Below are 16591 nucleotides of genomic sequence, written 5' to 3'. Positions count from 1 at the left end.
AGCCGCCATTATTGCTGAGTTAGTTCAAGAGCTTGATTAATTAGATGAAACACTACGTTTTGTTCAATTACGCCTTGTGCTAGCTGAGCACCAGGACCTTTTGCATGTAAAGATATGTCTTCACCTGCGTGTGTTTCTGAGCCCATTGGTACAGTTGCTTCTTGGTGAAAACCTGGGGTTGTTGTATCTACGCCATTTAGCTCAACACGCCCTGCTACAGCAGCACTTGTGTAACTTGCATCAGCATCAGTCTCGTCGCCTAGATTTCTAAAACCTAAGCCATTTGCGTAACCTACTGTGGTGTACGGCATATCGTCGGCGGCTAGGCTTGGTGTTGTAGCACCTACTGCAACTACTTGACCTAAAATTGGATTACCACGCTTAGGGTAGCCTGCAATAGTAAATACATGGCTGTGATCGGCGGTTACTAAAATAAGGGTTTCTTCTGGGTTGGTGTTATCTACTGCTGCTTGCACGGCTTTAGCAAACTCAATGGTGTCGTTAAGCGCGTTGTATGCATTACCCGCGTGGTGCGCGTGGTCAATTCGACCCGACTCAACCGTTAAGAAAAATCCATTATCGTTTTTACCAAGCACTTCAATTGCTTTAGTGGTCATATCGGTAAGTGAAGGCTCGCCCGCTACATCGTTTGCGCGGTCAGCTTCGTACTGCATGTGGGATTCGTTAAATAAACCAAATACTTTAGTGGCGTCGTCTGCTATTGCATCAAAGCCTGTTTGATCCATTACGTACGTAGCATCTGGGTATTGTGTTTGCCACTCAGTTACTAAGTTGCGCTCGTCAGTACGGTCGCCTTCTATAGCGCTTACTGCATCTGTTGAGTTAGCCGTTTCGTCTTTTGGTAAAAAGTGACGACGACCGCCACCCATTACAAAATCAAGACCGTCTACGTCGGTCCCTACAAATCGTGCTTCTAGGTTTTTTTCAAAGTTAACCAGTTGCGATGCAATGTCTTCACAGCCACCCGTTACGGCATCTTCTGGCATATCTGATACGTCTTCCCAGTTACGGTCAGCCGATTTAGCATATGTGGCAGCAGGGGTTGCATGAGTAATACGTGCTGTAGAAATAATACCGGTAGATAGCCCTTTAATTTCAGCCAATTCGGTCGCGGTAATTAGCTCGTTACCTGCCACTGTTGAACACACACCGCGTTCAATATCTTCGTCTACACCAATAACGCCCACATCGGTTTTTACACCCGAAATAATAGCCGTCATCGTGCCTGCTGAATCAGGAGTTTGAGCATCTACGTTATACGTTTTAACTTGTGCAGAGTACGGGAACTCTTCAAAGCTTAAATAACCTTCTTCGCCAGATTGGTTATTACGCTGCCCTTGTAAAATACGCGCGGCGGTAAGAGTAGAAATACCCATGCCATCGCCCACAAATAAAATGACGTTTTTAGCTTTAGTGGCTTGTGTAGCCTGCGCTTGTGCTGTTTTTGTTGTTAGTTTAGTTTGCGCAGCGCTATACCAGCTGCTGTCTTTTTGGCTTTGCGGTAGTACATCAGCATGGCTAACTGCGCTAAACGCAAATGTTAGCGCGATTGCCGCAGCGACTTTTTTAATTTTCATCCGTAATTCCCATTGTTTAGTGGTTATTTTTTGAAATGTGTAAACACAAAAAAGATCAACCGCTGCACTATAGAAAACAGATATGACTGATAAAGGTAATTTTGATGAAAGTAAGATGACTAAACTATTACAAAAATAAGTCACAAAAAAAGCGCAACGTGTTAAACGTTGCGCTTTTAAGGGAAATTATTGAGGGAGTTATTTAAAATCTGGCGAAAATGCTATATCTAACCCAGAGCGCCTGTACATGAAACCACTACTACCTTTGCCGGACAGTTAAATTCGTCAACTTCAGTTTTAGTGTAAGTGGTATCACCGGTACTACGGGTAAATTTAATCGAGTAATTGTATTTATAACACTGAAAAACGAGTGGCAAACCCAGTGAAAAAAATCCATCAAGTAATGTGGTTACTCCACCTGAGATTAAAATGAATAAGGACGATTTTTAAACATAATATGCAGTTTGCCTCAATAAAAAATTACTGCGGTAGCTCACGTTTAATCAAGAAACGCAAATATGCGTAAAAGGCTTCACCTATGATATAACTACAAGTGGATTAAATTTAATGGTAAATAACAATGAGTAACTCTATGTTTGATCAAAAATTAAGTAGCCCAAGCTTGGATTTTCAACCACTCTACTTACAAGTGGCTGATAGTATAAAACAACTCATTGTTAAACGGCATTGGTTGCCCGGCGAGGCTTTACCTAGCGAATTTCGCCTTGCTGAAGAATTTAACGTAAGCCAAGGTACTGTTCGTAAAGCGCTTAATTTATTAACCGACAATAAAATAGTAACTCGTCGCCAAGGCGTTGGTACATTTGTATCAGAGCATACCTCGCAAGATGCCTTATTCAGGTTTTTTCCGTTACAAGCCGACGGTGAAAGTGACAACTCGCCAAAAGCGGAACTGCTATCGGTTGAGCTTTGTGTAGCGCCTGCTGAAGCTATAAAGGCTTTGCAGCTAAATAAAAAAGACAAAGTTACTAAGCTAGTTCGTAGGCGTATTCTCGATAACGAGTTTTGCATGAGCGAAACTATATACCTACCGCAAAGCTACTTTCCTGATATACATAAAAGTAGTGATATACCGCACACTTTATATCATTACTATCAGAGTAAATTTAACCAAACGGTGCACAAAACCCAGGACAGTATTAAAGCCGTACTTGCTACAATAGATGATGCAAAAATGCTTGCTATAAATGCAGGCGATCCATTGCTGTTAGTATCGCGTATTACCGAATCAATCGAAGGTAAACGTATTGAATACCGCCTAACTAAATGCCGTAGCGATCACTATCATTACCAAATTGAGCTCGACTAGTTAAACGTACTTAAACTACTAATTAGCAATCTTAGCGCGTATTTTTTAAAGACAGCAAGCCTTACCTTGCTGGCTTTCTGCTGGCTTTCCATTCACTAATCTGCCGCTTTGCTGTAAACGCAGCATGATTCACATATTACATAACGCGTCTTCGAGATAAATGCCTATTGAAATAATTAAGTACCCTCCTTCCAGTAGGGTTCAATTTATTAAGCTTAGAGTAAGAATATTGTGTACAAACGGTATGAAAACTAATTTAGAAAGCTTACCGAAGTAGGTATGAAACCCATTATTTTAATTGTGGCTGAAACACTTTGGATTGCATTATTAATACTTGGATTTGTAATTTGGAGCTAATGAATCAAGTTATTTAAGGTATATATCAAAAAAATCAGTAGGTAATTAGGTCATGTTTTAACCACTTAAAACTTGCATTTTGCCTACTCTAGAACCGCGTGCTAATACAAACATAAAGCATTGATTAAATTAAAATTAACTTAAATTCAGACGCAAAAAAGATCACCTAAATCATGACTGGTTAGTTAAAAAACAAACAAACTAATAAAGCACTTACTCTAAAATAAATTTACAATAGGGCTTGGTATATAGCTCAATTTACTGTTATCCTGCTTGGCATCGGGTTGACAGAAAACCCTATTTATTTGTAAGTACCACGTTGTTTTAGTAATAATCCTTCGCGTTATCCTCAGTTAAATGTATGTTTTCTTCCTGTTAAATTGCCTAATTTAAGGCGCACTTTTATTAATTCTTAGGATACTATTATGTCTAATACTACAACTGGTACAGTTAAATTTTTCAACGAAGCAAAAGGTTTTGGTTTCATCGAGCAAGAATCTGGTCCTGATGTTTTCGCACATTTCAGCGCAATCTCTGGCGACGGTTTCAAAACTCTAGCTGAAGGCCAACGTGTACAGTTTACTGTTACTCAAGGTCAAAAAGGTCCACAAGCTGAAAACATCGTTAGCATCTAATTGCTTTCGTTAAAATGGGTTAGCAATAACCCATTTTGAATACTAGTTTGAAAGAAGTTTTGTTTTATTTGTTAGTACCCCGTTGTTTTAGTAATAATCCTACGCGATATCCTCAAGTTAACTATTTTTTCCGGCTCAATCGCCTCTTTTCAGGCACACTTATATTAATTTTTTAGGATACATATTATGTCTAATACAACTACTGGTTCAGTAAAATGGTTTAACGAAGCAAAAGGTTTTGGTTTTATCGAGCAAGAATCTGGCGCAGACGTGTTCGCACATTTTAGCGCAATCTCTGGTGACGGTTTTAAAACTTTAGCTGAAGGCCAACGTGTACAGTTTACTGTTACTCAAGGTCAAAAAGGTCCACAAGCCGAGAACATTGTTAGCATCTAATTGCTAAACAATTTAATGGGTTAGAGATAACCCATTAATATATTTACCTTTATAATTATTTAGTCGAATATCTTCAAAACCTCCTCTGTAAATATTTTCCAAGCGCAATCTCATTTGTATACACAACTCATTAATTAGTACATTTTTAAACACATTTACTACTATCTCTCTTGAGCGAAAGCGTTGTATTGCCTACAATAGCGCATACTTCATTCAATATAGAATATGACCATGAACGACACTACCGCAAAACCTGCTTTACCAGATCGCCTTTCTATTAATCCACGTAGCCCACATCATGTGGAAGAAGTTTTTGAACACGATATTGGTATCACGTTCAACGGCAAAGAGCGTTTTGATGTTGAAGAATACTGCATCAGCGAAGGTTGGATAAAGTTTGCATCTCCAAAAGGCCTTGATCGTCGCGGACAACCACTTTTACTTACAAGAAAAGGCACTGTTGAAGCCTTTTATAAGTAGGCTAATACTACTTACTAAAAAAGCGACACCATATTGGGTAGTCGCTTTTTTTGTGCTTGTTAAAAATCATTTAATTATATTAATTTTCGCTTTACCCAGCACCCAATCTAAGCCTTGGATTGCTGTTGTTGGAAATGCGGTTGCATGATTAGCGCCGTCAATAACAACACTTTTTAATTCTATATTGTCACTTTTAAGCGCATTAATTTTTTGCGTTAGCTGCTTAGCACCTTCAACCATATTTTGCCCTTCGCCGAAAGCTGGCGTTTCCATAGATCCAACTGATATATATACCCTTATAGGCAATTTTGGCTTATTCACTTTTAACGCTAATAGTGCATTGTTATCAAACCAAACCGATGGGCTGCCAATAATATAATTGCTAAATAAATCGGGTGTCGTTAATAAAATAATCGCGCCAAATAAACCGCCTAACGAATGCCCCATGTAGGTTCTTTGTAAGTTACTGGCCCGATAGTTTTTTTCAATAAAAGGGAAAACTGTACTTTGTAAAAACTGAATATGCCCTTTGGCATTACCTGTTTGCTTTTTCCAATCTTTTGCAAAGGTAGGCGTGTAATCTCTAATTCGGCTGTTAGAGCCAGCGGACCCTTTTTCATAGCCAATTGCTACAATAATAGCCTGTTGCATTTTGCCACTATTCATAGGGAATCGTGTAGCCCCAGCAACGATGGGAAAGGTATACGGTGCATCGATTACATAAATAACTGGATACGTTTTATTAGGCTGCTTTTGGTATGATTTAGGAAGCTGAATATACACAGGATACGCCCGCTCGCTAACGGGCTCAATGAGCTCAACCACGTTACTTCGGGGTATTGAATAAGGGGTATTTGCGCTTAATTTAAAACATATTAAGGCGCTTAAAAGCAAAAGAGATTTTAAAATAAGAGGCACTGTATTGGTTAACCTAAGCTAAAAATAAATTAAGTACCTACTTTAAAGTACTTTTAGCGAATATTTAAGCTATCTAAAAAAACAAAGTTTAAATAAAAAATAAAGTGCCAGTGTAGCTTTCGTTTAAACCACCAGCACTTATAGCATTAAATCACTTGATCTGGCTCACCGCCTGAACATGGGCAGTTGTCGTCATTCTGTTTAAGACATTGCTGATAATTAAACCAATGGGCTACAGCAATAAACGCTGAGCCTATTAAGGTTAGCGCTTTTTCGAGCACTTCATGGCCTAGCAATACGGCAAATATCATAAAAGCTAAGCCTGTTACACCAGACACCATATAACGTGTACGTTTATGTTTTTTACAGCCTAAACTCAATGCCAACAAACTGGTTGGCATTACCGCCGCAAGAATCCATAAATGAAATTGCTCACTATCTATTTGCATTACAGCAAAGCTTGGTAATAACGCTAAAATAACCGGGGTTGCAAAACAATGCACTGTGCACATTACCGATAACCCTATTGCCATACGATCCATAACACTTTGACTCGACTTCATTATTTCCTCTACTAAATCAGTGTCTCCACTCAAAAACGTTACTTTTAAGGAGACATTTTAATAACATCAGTTAATTACTGTTGATATATTATAACATTACTCGCATAATTGATATAATATAACATCTAACAAGGTAGTCAAATGAAACGTAGATCGCAATTAGCTGTTCTCATAGCAGCTTTATTGCCGGCTAGTGTGCTTGCATCCACAATAGAAGGCGTTGTTTTAAACAACAAAGGTAAAGTAGTTACCAATGCAACGGTAGAAGTTGAAGGCTCAGATCTTAAAGTAACCACCGATGAAAACGGTAAATTTGTTATAACAGAACTAAAAAATGGCTTAAAAGAGCTTCACGTTGTAGCCCCTGGTTATGCGCATCTTCATCGCGATATAACAATAACTAATGATGAAAACCAATCGGTTACTTTTAATTTAAAGCGCTCGCCTATTGAAGTTATTGATATTGAAGCGACCCCTATTCATATGTCGGCAATGGAATCAGCATCGCCTGTTAGTGTTTTATCTGGCGAACAACTAAGACGACAACAAGCAGCAACCCTTGGCGACAGCCTTGAAAAACTCCCAGGCGTTAATACAAATTTTCACGGTAAAGTAGCCAGCACACCTATTATTCGTGGTTTAAGCGGCCCTCGCGTACTTATTACTCAAAATGGCCTTGATGTTAGTGATGTTTCGCGCGTTGGCCCCGATCACTCTGTTGCATCGGAGGCGTCTACCGCACAACAAATTGAAGTATTACGCGGCCCTGCAACGCTGTTTTATGGCAGTGGCGCAATTGGTGGTGTGGTTAATGTAGTAGATAACCGCGTACCTACCGACAGCACCACGCGTGGTGAATGGAACCTAGAACATAACTCGGTAGATAACCAAAAAGTGGCCTCGTTTAATGCCACCACAGGCACAGACTCGGTGGCTTTTTACGCCGATGCATTTTGGCGTGAGGCCGATGACTACGGGGTACCTGTAGCTGCCGATATAGATAGCGACGGTGAAGAGCATCGTGGTGACTATAAAGTTGAAAACAGTAATGAAGAGTCTGACGGTTTTACTGTTGGCGCTAGCTATTTAATGGATAACGGCTTTATTGGCTTAGCAGTAGAGCAATTTAATCGTCAATACGGTATTCCTGGTCATACGCACGGCGAGGAAGAAGAGGAAGAACACAACGACGAAGAAGAAAGCGTATTTGCTGATTTAGAGCAAACTAAAGTGCAATTATTAGGTGAGTACAACCTAGATAATAAATGGCTAAACAAAATAAATCTCCGCGCTGGCCATACCGACTACGAACACGCTGAAATTGAGAGCGGCGCTGTTGGCACTACCTTTAAAAACGAAACCAACGAATTACGCATAGACCTACTGCATAACCAATTTAACGAATGGAATGGCGGTATTAGCTTTCATTACAAGCAAAGCGATGTTGAAGCACAAGGTGAAGAGGCCTTTACTCCTCCATCAGAGACCGAAAGCTTTGCTGTAGCGTTAATGGAAGAAAGGCACTTTGGGAATTTTTTAGTGCAGTTAGGTGGGCGCATAGAGCGTGTAACAATTGAAGCAGGCGACGTATTGCTGCCAAATATTGACGCTCACGCACACGATGAAGCAGAAGAAGCCGACGAGCATGATCATGGCCACGAAGAAAGCGCAGAAACCACCCGCGTATTTGATGTAGAGCATGAATTTACGCCAGTCAGTTTATCGGCAGGGGTAGTATGGGATTTTACATTTAACTATAACTTAGGGCTGTCGATATCGCGCTCTGAACGCGCACCTTCTGCCTCTGAGTTGTTATCGTTTGGGCCGCATATTGGTACTGGCACTTACGAAGTAGGCGCACTATTTGATTTAGATGAAGATGGCCATTTGGGTTTATCTGAACAAGCAATTGATCTGGAAACAGCCAATAATATCGATTTAACCCTACGTAAAACTCAAGGCGATGTTGGCTTTATTTTAAATGCCTTTTACAACCAAGTAGATAACTACTATTACCAAATAGACACCGGTTTATTCGCCGAAAGTGGACACGACCATGGCGATGAAGAAGAAGGCGTTGACGAGCACGACCATTCATCAGAGCTACCCGTTTATTTATTTAAAACAGATGATGTAGTTTTACATGGTTTTGAAGCGCAAATTGCGTGGCAACTAACTAACGAGTTTAAGCTAGATGTATTCTCTGACTACGTTCGTGCACGCCTTAAAGACGGCGGCAATTTACCCCGTACACCACCGCTTCGTTTTGGCAGCGAACTAAGCTATCAAACAGATAAACTCAGTGCGCATATTCACGTAACTCGCTATCAAAAGCAAGACCGCACAGCCCCACAAGAAACAGCAACAGACGGCTACACATTGGTTGATGCAAGCATCTCTTACGACCTTTCAATGTTAAACCAAGATATGTCTGTGTACCTACGAGGCACTAACTTAACAGATACAGAAGCACGCGTGCACAGCTCGTTTGTAAAGGATATAGCGCCACGTCCAGGACGTAGTTTTGCGCTAGGTATTCGCGGTTATTTTTAAGCGTTAAAAAATTATAATTAAAGGAAATAAACATGAAAAAACTATATCAATTAAAGCTTATTGCACTCGCTATTAGCGCTACATTTATTACGGCCTGTGGCGATGCAGAAACCAACATTGTGGAAAAAGATCCTATTGTTGTAGAAGACGAGCACAATCATGACGATGATCACGACCATGACGACGGCTATACCATAGACTCACTTGGCAGACTTGCCGTTCTGGCAGGTGACAGTAACGAAGCTAGCTTTTTTGATTTAGATAACAACGAATTACTTGATACATTTACACTAAACAATGACTCAAACACGTTATCTGCATCACCAGGCTTTCGTTATGCTGTTATTGCTAATCGTACTCAAGATTACCTAGGGTTTATAGACGGCGGTATGTGGCGCGAAGATCACGCAGAGCACTTGCATGATTATGAGCAAGGCCCTGCGTTTAGCAGCTACGAGCTAACAAGTGGTAGTCGCCCTACACACTTAATAACTCACGACGGGCAATTAGCAATATTTTACGATGGCGATGCAGAAACCGGTACGCCTGCCTCAGTAGAAGTGCTAACCGATAACGATATTACCAATACAACAGCTACACTAACGGGCATTAACTACGACATTAACATGCATGGTGTAGCTGAGCCTCGCGGCGAGCATTTACTCTCAACCATTCGCCGCGACGATGCAAGTAATACATCTAATGCCAAAGTACTTCCCGATCAAGTGGGTGTTTATCATCTTCACGATGGTAATTACGAACTAGAGCAAACGTTTGAAATAACCTGCCCCGATTTACACGGCGCAGCACAAAATCACGATTATGTTGTATTTGGTTGTGGTGATGGTGTATTGATTGCCCATCAGCAAGGTGATGTATACAGCGCTCAAAAAGTTGTAAATATAGATGCCGTAGGCGATCAGCGCATTGGTGCTTTGTACGGCCATAAAAGCAATGACACAATTTTTGGTATTGCCGCAGGGCATGATGGCAGTGGTTCAGTATTGCTTAGCATTCATCCTGAAAATGCCGAAATGGAAGAAGTAGAATGGCAACTTGCTGATGGCGCAAGTGCTGTTTCTTATTCTTTTTCAGCCAGTGGTGAACACTTTTTAATACTCGACAGCCTAGGCTTTTTAAATGTACTTACTGGGCATGAACATGACGGTGAAATGCACTGGGAACTCGCAGGCCAAGTAGATATTACTCAAGCAGACGTAACCACAATGCCCGAAGGAATGAGCTTTAGTATGATAGTGGCGCAAAGTGGTCAGTTTGCTTATATTGCCGATCCAATTGCTCAACACATAGTGCAAGTACACCTTGAAGATCTAGAAATTGAAAGTGAGCTAGAGTTAACTTTTCCACCTGCAAGCATTACCTGGTTAGGGATTGCACAAGAAACAGAAGATGAAGATCACGACCATTAATTTAAAACTAACGCTTTAAGTTAAAGCCACAAAACAAAAAACCCGTAATTAGGTTTACTAATTACGGGTTTTTACAGCTATTTATTTAGCTCTATTGTTACTTACGGCGCCAGCCACTCCACACATCATCTATATCATCGGCTTTATTTTTTTTCTTTTTCTTGCCTGTGCCTTCTGGTTTTGCCATTGGCTTTTCATTTTTAAGCGCCTCGGCAGCATCAAGATTAGCTTGGTTAACGGCAAAGCCAGCTATTTCCTCACGTTCAAGACGTAGTTTGTTTTTCTTCTCGATTATTTTAAAGTGATGCAAATCTTCATAATCAACCAATGAAAGCGCTAAGCCTACTTCACCAGCACGGCCGCTTCGGCCAATACGGTGCATGTAATCAGCAGGACTGCGTGGTAGATTAAAGTTTATTACCACTGGCAGCTTTTCAATATCCAAACCACGTGCAGCAATATCGGTTGCGATAAGTACTTCGATTTCGCCCGCTTTAAATTTTTCTATTACACGAGTACGCTCACTTTGGCCTTTATCGCCATGGAAAACTTGTGCATTAACACCCCGTTTTTCAAGCTTAGCCGCTAGGTGCTCACAGTCTTTTTTAGCGTTCACAAAAATCAGCGCTTGGCGCCATTTATGCGTTTTAATTAAATGTGCTAAAACTGTGGTTTTTTCACCTTTGTTTACGGTAAAAACACGCTGTACTAAGGTGCTTTCATCTTTGTTTTGTACTTGTATTTCAACTGGGTCGTTTAAAAGCTCTTGCGTTAATAGCTTAACTTGCTCAGGGAAGGTTGCTGAAAACAACATAGTTTGTTTTTTAGCAGGCATAAGCGCTAATAACTCAGCAAGCTCTTCAGTAAAGCCAAGGCTTAGCATGCGGTCGGCTTCATCAAGTACAAGCGTATTTAGTTTATCGAGCTTAATAGCATTGCTTGAGATTAAATCGAGTAAGCGCCCTGGTGTTGCCACTATAATATCAGCACCGCCGCGTAGAGCCTGCATTTGTGTATTAACCGACACACCACCAAACACTGCAACTGTTTTGATTGCACCATTAAAGTTAGCAGAATACGATTTAACGCTATCGGCCACTTGCGTAGCAAGCTCACGCGTCGGTACTAAAATAAGCCCCGTTACAAAATTACCTTTGCTGGCAGTATTTTTAGCGCCCTGCTCAAGGAAAGCTTTTTGCAAAATAGGTAATGCAAACGTTGCCGTTTTACCCGAGCCAGTATTTGCCCCTGCAATTAGGTCACTGCCCGCAAGCACACTAGGTATAGCCTTAGCTTGAATTGGCGTAGGCTGGGTATATTCCAAATCGGTTAATCGAGCTAATAGCTCTGGAATAAGGCCAAGTTCGGAAAAAGTGCTAGGGCTTGTGGCTGAGGTCATGAATATTACGGGCTCATTGCTAAAAAGTTAGCCTGCAATTTTAGCGTATTTAGCGCTTATTAAGTAGAGATTAGTGATTTAAATATCAGCGGCGTGTTGTAAAGGTAACTGTAAGCGCAGGCTACCCCCGCGCATTGTCCTTTTATATTACTGGGTTTTATTTAACAGTGCTTGTAATCTACTTTTAGTCTCTTTTAAGGTATCTAAATAGGGGTATGTGGTATCTACGACATTTAAAGCGGCCTCTATTTTAATAAGTGCCTGTTGTATATTACCTTGTAATTCATAGCCATAACCTAACCCCCATAGTGCATCAACAGATTGTGAGTGATGCTTAACATTATGCTTAAATACTGCCACAGCCCGCTCATATTGCTGCATATTTACTAGGTTGTAACCAAGTTGCCTAACAGCCGCCTCTGGAGGTGTTATTTGCTCCCCCCATTGCTGAGATAACTTTTTATAATAAACATCAATAGATTCTATATCATCGCTTAAAGCACTCATGGGCATTTGTTTGGGTAAAAATAAATGATGGTAAGCATTAAAGGCCCCAGCGGCAGATGTTAAGTTATGCGATACATTTTCAAATGCGTCACTGAAAAAGCGTAAATTTGGCAAGCTATTAGATTGTAAAGCTTGCTGCAGCTCATTATATCGCTCACGCATTAAGCCAGCTTCTTCGCCAATATTTATATAAACATAGTTATTCAGGTCTTTTGATTTATTAATAAACGACTTAGTCGCTTTTACCGGTGCGCCATAGTTCCACCAAACGGCAGGGCTGTAAGCAATATGCGCTTGGAAAAGCTCAGGGTTAGCTTGCATAGTATAAAGTGCAAACACGCCTGCTGCTGAGCCCCCAGCAATCACATTAAAGTTATGCGTACGATAGCTTTTATTAATCAAGGGCATAAGCTCTTGCTCAATAAATGCTAAAAACTTTGCTGCGCCTCCGCCTTCACCTACCGGGCCTTGTGGCTCTTTATTAACTGTGGGGTATAAATCTCTTAAGCGATTAGTGTTTTCAATAGCGACAATAATAACCTCAGGCGCACGATTATTATTTTGCAGTCGATCCATTACAGCACTGGCAAGCGGTATATTACCCGCGCCATCTAAGCGATATATAACAGGATATACCTTGTTTGGCTCAGATTGATAGCTCTTAGGTAACTGAACGACAACTGTGCGTTCTTCGTTTAAAACAGCCGATTTAAATGTATGTGTGTGTTGCGGATAGCCAATGGTTTGCTGTTTTAAATCAGGCTCTGCAAGTGTGCTACTAGAAAACAATGAAAATAAACTATATATAAAAACAGCGGTTAATAAACGCATGACTAATCCTTTAGAAAGTAGTGTGTTATTTAATCTAACAGGCTTTGAGGTACAAAAAAAGGCGCATTGAGCGCCTTTTTATCTTTAACAGGTAATTACCAACCTTTTGATTTTACTCAACCGTAACCGATTTAGCTAAGTTACGTGGTTGGTCAACGTCAGTGCCTTTAATTACCGCTACGTAGTACGACAGTAGCTGCAATGGCAGTGTGTAAACAATTGGCGCAATAATATCGTCAGTGTGGTTTACGTTGATTACACGCATTGTGTCGTCTGACTCAAAGTGTGAATCTTTATCTGCGAATACGTAAATAATGCCGCCACGTGCGCGTACTTCTTCTACGTTTGATTTAAGTTTTTCTAGCAATTCGTTATTTGGTGCTACAACAATAATTGGCATGTCGGCATCAATAAGTGCTAATGGGCCGTGTTTTAGCTCGCCAGCGGCGTAGGCTTCTGCGTGAATGTACGAAATCTCTTTAAGCTTAAGCGCGCCTTCCATTGCAATAGGGTATTGCGAGCCACGACCTAAAAACAATGAGTGGTGTTTGTCGGCAAACTCTTCTGCAAGATCTGCAATACCATCAGCGAGTAATAATGTTTCTTCTAACTTAGCTGGAAGTACTTTAATTGCATTTACAATTGCGCTTTGGTCAAGGCCTTTTTCCTGCGCTATAGACGCAGTAAGCATTAACAAACCAACTAACTGCGTAGTAAATGCTTTAGTAGATGCCACGCCTATTTCAGCGCCTGCTTTAGTCATAAAGGCAAGGTCTGATTCGCGTACAAGCGATGAACCAGGTACGTTACAAATAGTCATTGAGGCCATGTAACCTTGCTCTTTAGCTAGGCGTAATGCAGCTAGCGTATCGGCAGTTTCACCAGATTGAGAAATAGTAACAAGTAAGCTATTTTCATGAACAAACGACTGACGGTATCTAAATTCAGAAGCTATTTCTACATTACAGCTAACACCCGCAAACTGCTCAAGCCAGTAACGTGCAACCATACCTGAATGGTAAGACGTACCACAGGCAATAATTTGCACATGTTTTACATCTTTAAATATTTGCTGAGCGCTTTCGCCAAAGGCATCAATTGCTACACGGTCGTCGTTTAAACGCCCTTCAAGAGTATTACGTACAGCAAGTGGCTGCTCGTAAATTTCTTTTAGCATGTAGTGACGGTAATCGCCTTTGCCTGATGCATCTTGCGTAATATTTGATTCAATCACTTCACGCTCAACTGCGTTACCGTCTGCATCAAAAATTTCTACTGTGTCACGTGTAATACGTGCTACGTCGCCTTCTTCTAAGAAGATGAAGCTACGAGTAACAGGTAGTAATGCTAACTGATCAGACGCAATAAAGTTTTCGCCAAGGCCTAAACCAATAACAAGAGGACTACCTGAGCGCGCTACAATGATTTCGTTGTCGTTGTCTTTATCAAATACAACAGTACCAAAAGCGCCTTCAAACTGTTTAACAGCTGCTTGTACTGATGCAAGTAACGTTGTGTGTTGTTTACGAAGTTGGTGAATTAAATGCACCATTACTTCTGTATCAGTGTCTGATAAGAATTCGTACCCATCTGCTTTAAGTGCTGTACGTAGGCTAGCGTGGTTTTCAATAATACCGTTGTGCACAAGTGCTAACTGGTTGTTTGATACATGTGGGTGTGCATTTGCTTCTGTAACGCTACCATGTGTTGCCCAGCGCGTATGTGCAATACCTGTATGACCGCTAACGCCTGCTTTTTCTAGAGCTGCTTCTACGTTAACTACTTTACCTACTGCTTTAACAGTATTAAGTGTGTTGCCATCAAGCAATGCTACGCCTGCTGAGTCATAACCACGGTATTCAAGACGTTTAAGGCCTTCAACTAAAATTTTGTTTACTGGACGTTCTGCAACTGCCCCAACTATTCCACACATAGTGTCTCCATTAATTTTTTAATTCTAGTAACTCACTTTGTAGTTACTATTCAATAATCTCTGCGCAAATTAGTTTTACACCACACGCCTCAATTGCTTTGCGTTTTTCGTCTGCTAAGCCATTGTCGGTTATTAATGTGGTTACTATTTTCCACGGTAATTCTAAATTTGGTATTTTTCGGCCAATCTTATCTGATTCAACCATTACAATTACTTCACGAGCGGCTTTTGCCATTACTTGGCTCAAACCAACTAACTCATTAAAAGTCGTTGTGCCGCGCTTTACGTCTATACCATCCGCACCAATAAATAGCTGATCAAAATCGTAAGAGCATAATACATTTTCAGCAACTTGCCCCTGAAATGACTCAGAATGTGGATCCCACGTTCCGCCGGTCATTAAAAGTGTCGGCTCGTTCTCGAGTGCTAATAAACGACTCGCTACTTTAATTGCGTTGGTCATAACAACTAGCCCACGCTTATCAGCAAGCTCAGGGATCATAGCTGCCGTAGTGCGTCCGCTATCAATAATAATGCGGTTATGATCTTTTATAAGCGTTGCTGCAGCTTTTGCTATAGCCACTTTGCGCTTTGAATCTATTTCATCGCTAACAATTTCTTTAGGTAGTGCAATAGCACCACCGTAGCGGCGAAGTAATAAGCCACTTTTTTCAAGCGAGGTTAAATCTTTTCGAATGGTTACTTCAGATGTTTGAAACTGTTCTGCTAATTTTTCAACAACTACTTCACCTAGTTCATTAACCTGACCCAAGATGTTATGGCGACGCTGCTGTGTATTTCGTTTTGTCATAAAGATTGCGAATTAAGTTTCGTTTCGAAAGTTATAAGATTTTAAACGAAACAACCTAAATGGCAAGTGAACGAGCAAAAATAACACAGTTTTATTCTAATAATAATAAAACTAAAAGTACGGTAAGCTATAACCAATTAAGTTATAAAGATAAATACAATGCAGTCATTTAATAGCATCAGTAAAGAATATTTAGCACAACGAAAGCAAGCAGGTGAAACCTGCCGTTTATTTAATAAGAGTCCAAGTAGAGGCAACTTAAAACGTATCAAGGAGTTATTTTTAAAGTCAGGTGATGGTGTAATTATAGAATCAGGTTTTCATTGCGATTATGGCAATCAAATAGTTATTGGTGATCGTACTTTTATAAATATTAATTGCACCCTCCTCGACTCGCCGTTAGCCAATTGCTCAATCATGATTGGTGATGACTGCTTAATAGGTCCAAACGTTCAGCTTTTAGCGGTATCACACGCAGTTAATCCTACTGAAAGGCTTAATAAAGAAAATTTTGCAGCACCTATCGCCATAAGTAATAACGTGTGGATTGGTGCTGGTGCAATTATTTTAGCGGGTGTAAGTATTGGAGAAAACAGTATTGTTGCTGCAGGAGCTGTGGTTACAAAAAATGTAATGGATAATACTGTCGTAGCTGGTAATCCTGCCACAAAAATTCGCGATATTTGAAGGGAGTTTATTTAGCTTCTAACTTTATGTGTTTTTTAACTCTAATAATAGTAGCTAAATAAACGTACTTTACGAGGGTGTGTATCTCTTTAGCAGTAAACACTTGAGTGAAATGAAAGATATTGGTGTAAGTGTAGAGTGTTAGCTGTGCATTATTCCGCCA

The 16591-nt window shown here is 40.5% G+C and carries 14 protein-coding genes and 1 pseudogene; 8 read left to right on the top strand and 7 right to left on the bottom strand.

Annotation, left to right across the window (positions count from 1 at the left end):
* Positions 1-8 precede the first annotated feature (8 nt).
* On the bottom strand, positions 9-1598 hold the full coding sequence (locus P20429_RS17170; protein WP_007580433.1) for an alkaline phosphatase: 1590 nt from the start codon (positions 1596-1598) through the stop codon (positions 9-11).
* 580 nt (positions 1599-2178) lie between these two features.
* Between P20429_RS17170 and P20429_RS17175 the strand changes: the two genes are divergently transcribed.
* The 5 genes and pseudogenes from P20429_RS17175 to P20429_RS17190 all read left to right on the top strand — a co-directional run bounded on the left by P20429_RS17175 (position 2179) and on the right by P20429_RS17190 (position 4796).
* Positions 2179-2928: a GntR family transcriptional regulator gene (locus P20429_RS17175; RefSeq protein WP_007580431.1), complete on the top strand. Its 750-nt coding sequence runs from the start codon at positions 2179-2181 to the stop codon at positions 2926-2928.
* 241 nt (positions 2929-3169) lie between these two features.
* Positions 3170-3285: pseudogene (locus P20429_RS21015) on the top strand (putative sulfate exporter family transporter); the annotation flags it as partial.
* Positions 3286-3710: 425 nt separating this feature from the next.
* Positions 3711-3920: a cold-shock protein gene (locus tag P20429_RS17180; protein ID WP_006792548.1), complete on the top strand. Its 210-nt coding sequence runs from the start codon at positions 3711-3713 to the stop codon at positions 3918-3920.
* 186 nt (positions 3921-4106) lie between these two features.
* Positions 4107-4316 carry a cold-shock protein gene (locus tag P20429_RS17185; protein ID WP_007580429.1) on the top strand — a complete coding sequence of 70 codons (210 nt, stop codon included), beginning with the start codon at positions 4107-4109 and terminating at the stop codon, positions 4314-4316.
* A gap of 231 nt (positions 4317-4547) precedes the next feature.
* Positions 4548-4796, top strand: coding sequence for a DUF3297 family protein (locus P20429_RS17190; protein WP_002963088.1), 249 nt, complete (start codon positions 4548-4550; stop codon positions 4794-4796).
* A 66-nt stretch (positions 4797-4862) separates the two neighbouring features.
* Here P20429_RS17190 and P20429_RS17195 read toward each other — a convergent pair whose 3' ends face one another.
* Both P20429_RS17195 and P20429_RS17200 read right to left on the bottom strand, forming a co-directional pair.
* Positions 4863-5714 (bottom strand): alpha/beta hydrolase, encoded by an 852-nt coding sequence (locus P20429_RS17195; protein ID WP_007580426.1) that lies wholly within the window; start codon positions 5712-5714, stop codon positions 4863-4865.
* A gap of 146 nt (positions 5715-5860) precedes the next feature.
* Positions 5861-6277: a MerC domain-containing protein gene (locus tag P20429_RS17200; protein ID WP_007580425.1), complete on the bottom strand. Its 417-nt coding sequence runs from the start codon at positions 6275-6277 to the stop codon at positions 5861-5863.
* A gap of 141 nt (positions 6278-6418) precedes the next feature.
* Here P20429_RS17200 and P20429_RS17205 point away from each other — a divergent pair, with 141 nt between their 5' ends.
* Entirely contained in the window at positions 6419-8830 is a 2412-nt protein-coding gene (locus P20429_RS17205; protein WP_007580422.1) for a TonB-dependent receptor, read from the top strand.
* 32 nt (positions 8831-8862) lie between these two features.
* Entirely contained in the window at positions 8863-10260 is a 1398-nt protein-coding gene (locus P20429_RS17210; RefSeq protein ID WP_007580420.1) for a hypothetical protein, read from the top strand.
* A 97-nt stretch (positions 10261-10357) separates the two neighbouring features.
* Here P20429_RS17210 and P20429_RS17215 read toward each other — a convergent pair whose 3' ends face one another.
* The 4 genes from P20429_RS17215 to P20429_RS17230 all read right to left on the bottom strand — a co-directional run bounded on the left by P20429_RS17215 (position 10358) and on the right by P20429_RS17230 (position 15741).
* Positions 10358-11659, bottom strand: a complete 1302-nt coding sequence (locus P20429_RS17215; protein ID WP_007580418.1) for a DEAD/DEAH box helicase — start codon at positions 11657-11659, stop codon at positions 10358-10360.
* A 147-nt stretch (positions 11660-11806) separates the two neighbouring features.
* The gene (locus P20429_RS17220) at positions 11807-12997 is read right to left on the bottom strand and encodes an alpha/beta hydrolase-fold protein (protein ID WP_007580415.1); all 1191 of its coding nucleotides are present in this window, start codon (positions 12995-12997) and stop codon (positions 11807-11809) included.
* A 112-nt stretch (positions 12998-13109) separates the two neighbouring features.
* Entirely contained in the window at positions 13110-14930 is a 1821-nt protein-coding gene (glmS, locus tag P20429_RS17225) for a glutamine--fructose-6-phosphate transaminase (isomerizing) (RefSeq protein WP_007580413.1), read from the bottom strand.
* A gap of 46 nt (positions 14931-14976) precedes the next feature.
* A complete protein-coding gene (locus tag P20429_RS17230) occupies positions 14977-15741 on the bottom strand; it encodes a DeoR/GlpR family DNA-binding transcription regulator (RefSeq protein WP_007580412.1) in 765 nt (254 codons plus the stop codon).
* A 159-nt stretch (positions 15742-15900) separates the two neighbouring features.
* Between P20429_RS17230 and P20429_RS17235 the strand changes: the two genes are divergently transcribed.
* Positions 15901-16428: a sugar O-acetyltransferase gene (locus P20429_RS17235; protein WP_007580407.1), complete on the top strand. Its 528-nt coding sequence runs from the start codon at positions 15901-15903 to the stop codon at positions 16426-16428.
* Positions 16429-16591: the final 163 nt, after the last annotated feature.

The sequence above is a fragment of the Pseudoalteromonas sp. BSi20429 genome, from assembly GCF_000238895.1.
GTDB classification, from domain to species: domain Bacteria; phylum Pseudomonadota; class Gammaproteobacteria; order Enterobacterales; family Alteromonadaceae; genus Pseudoalteromonas; species Pseudoalteromonas arctica.
Note: the sequence above shows the minus strand (reverse complement) of the source record. Positions and strands in the feature narration are given on the sequence as shown.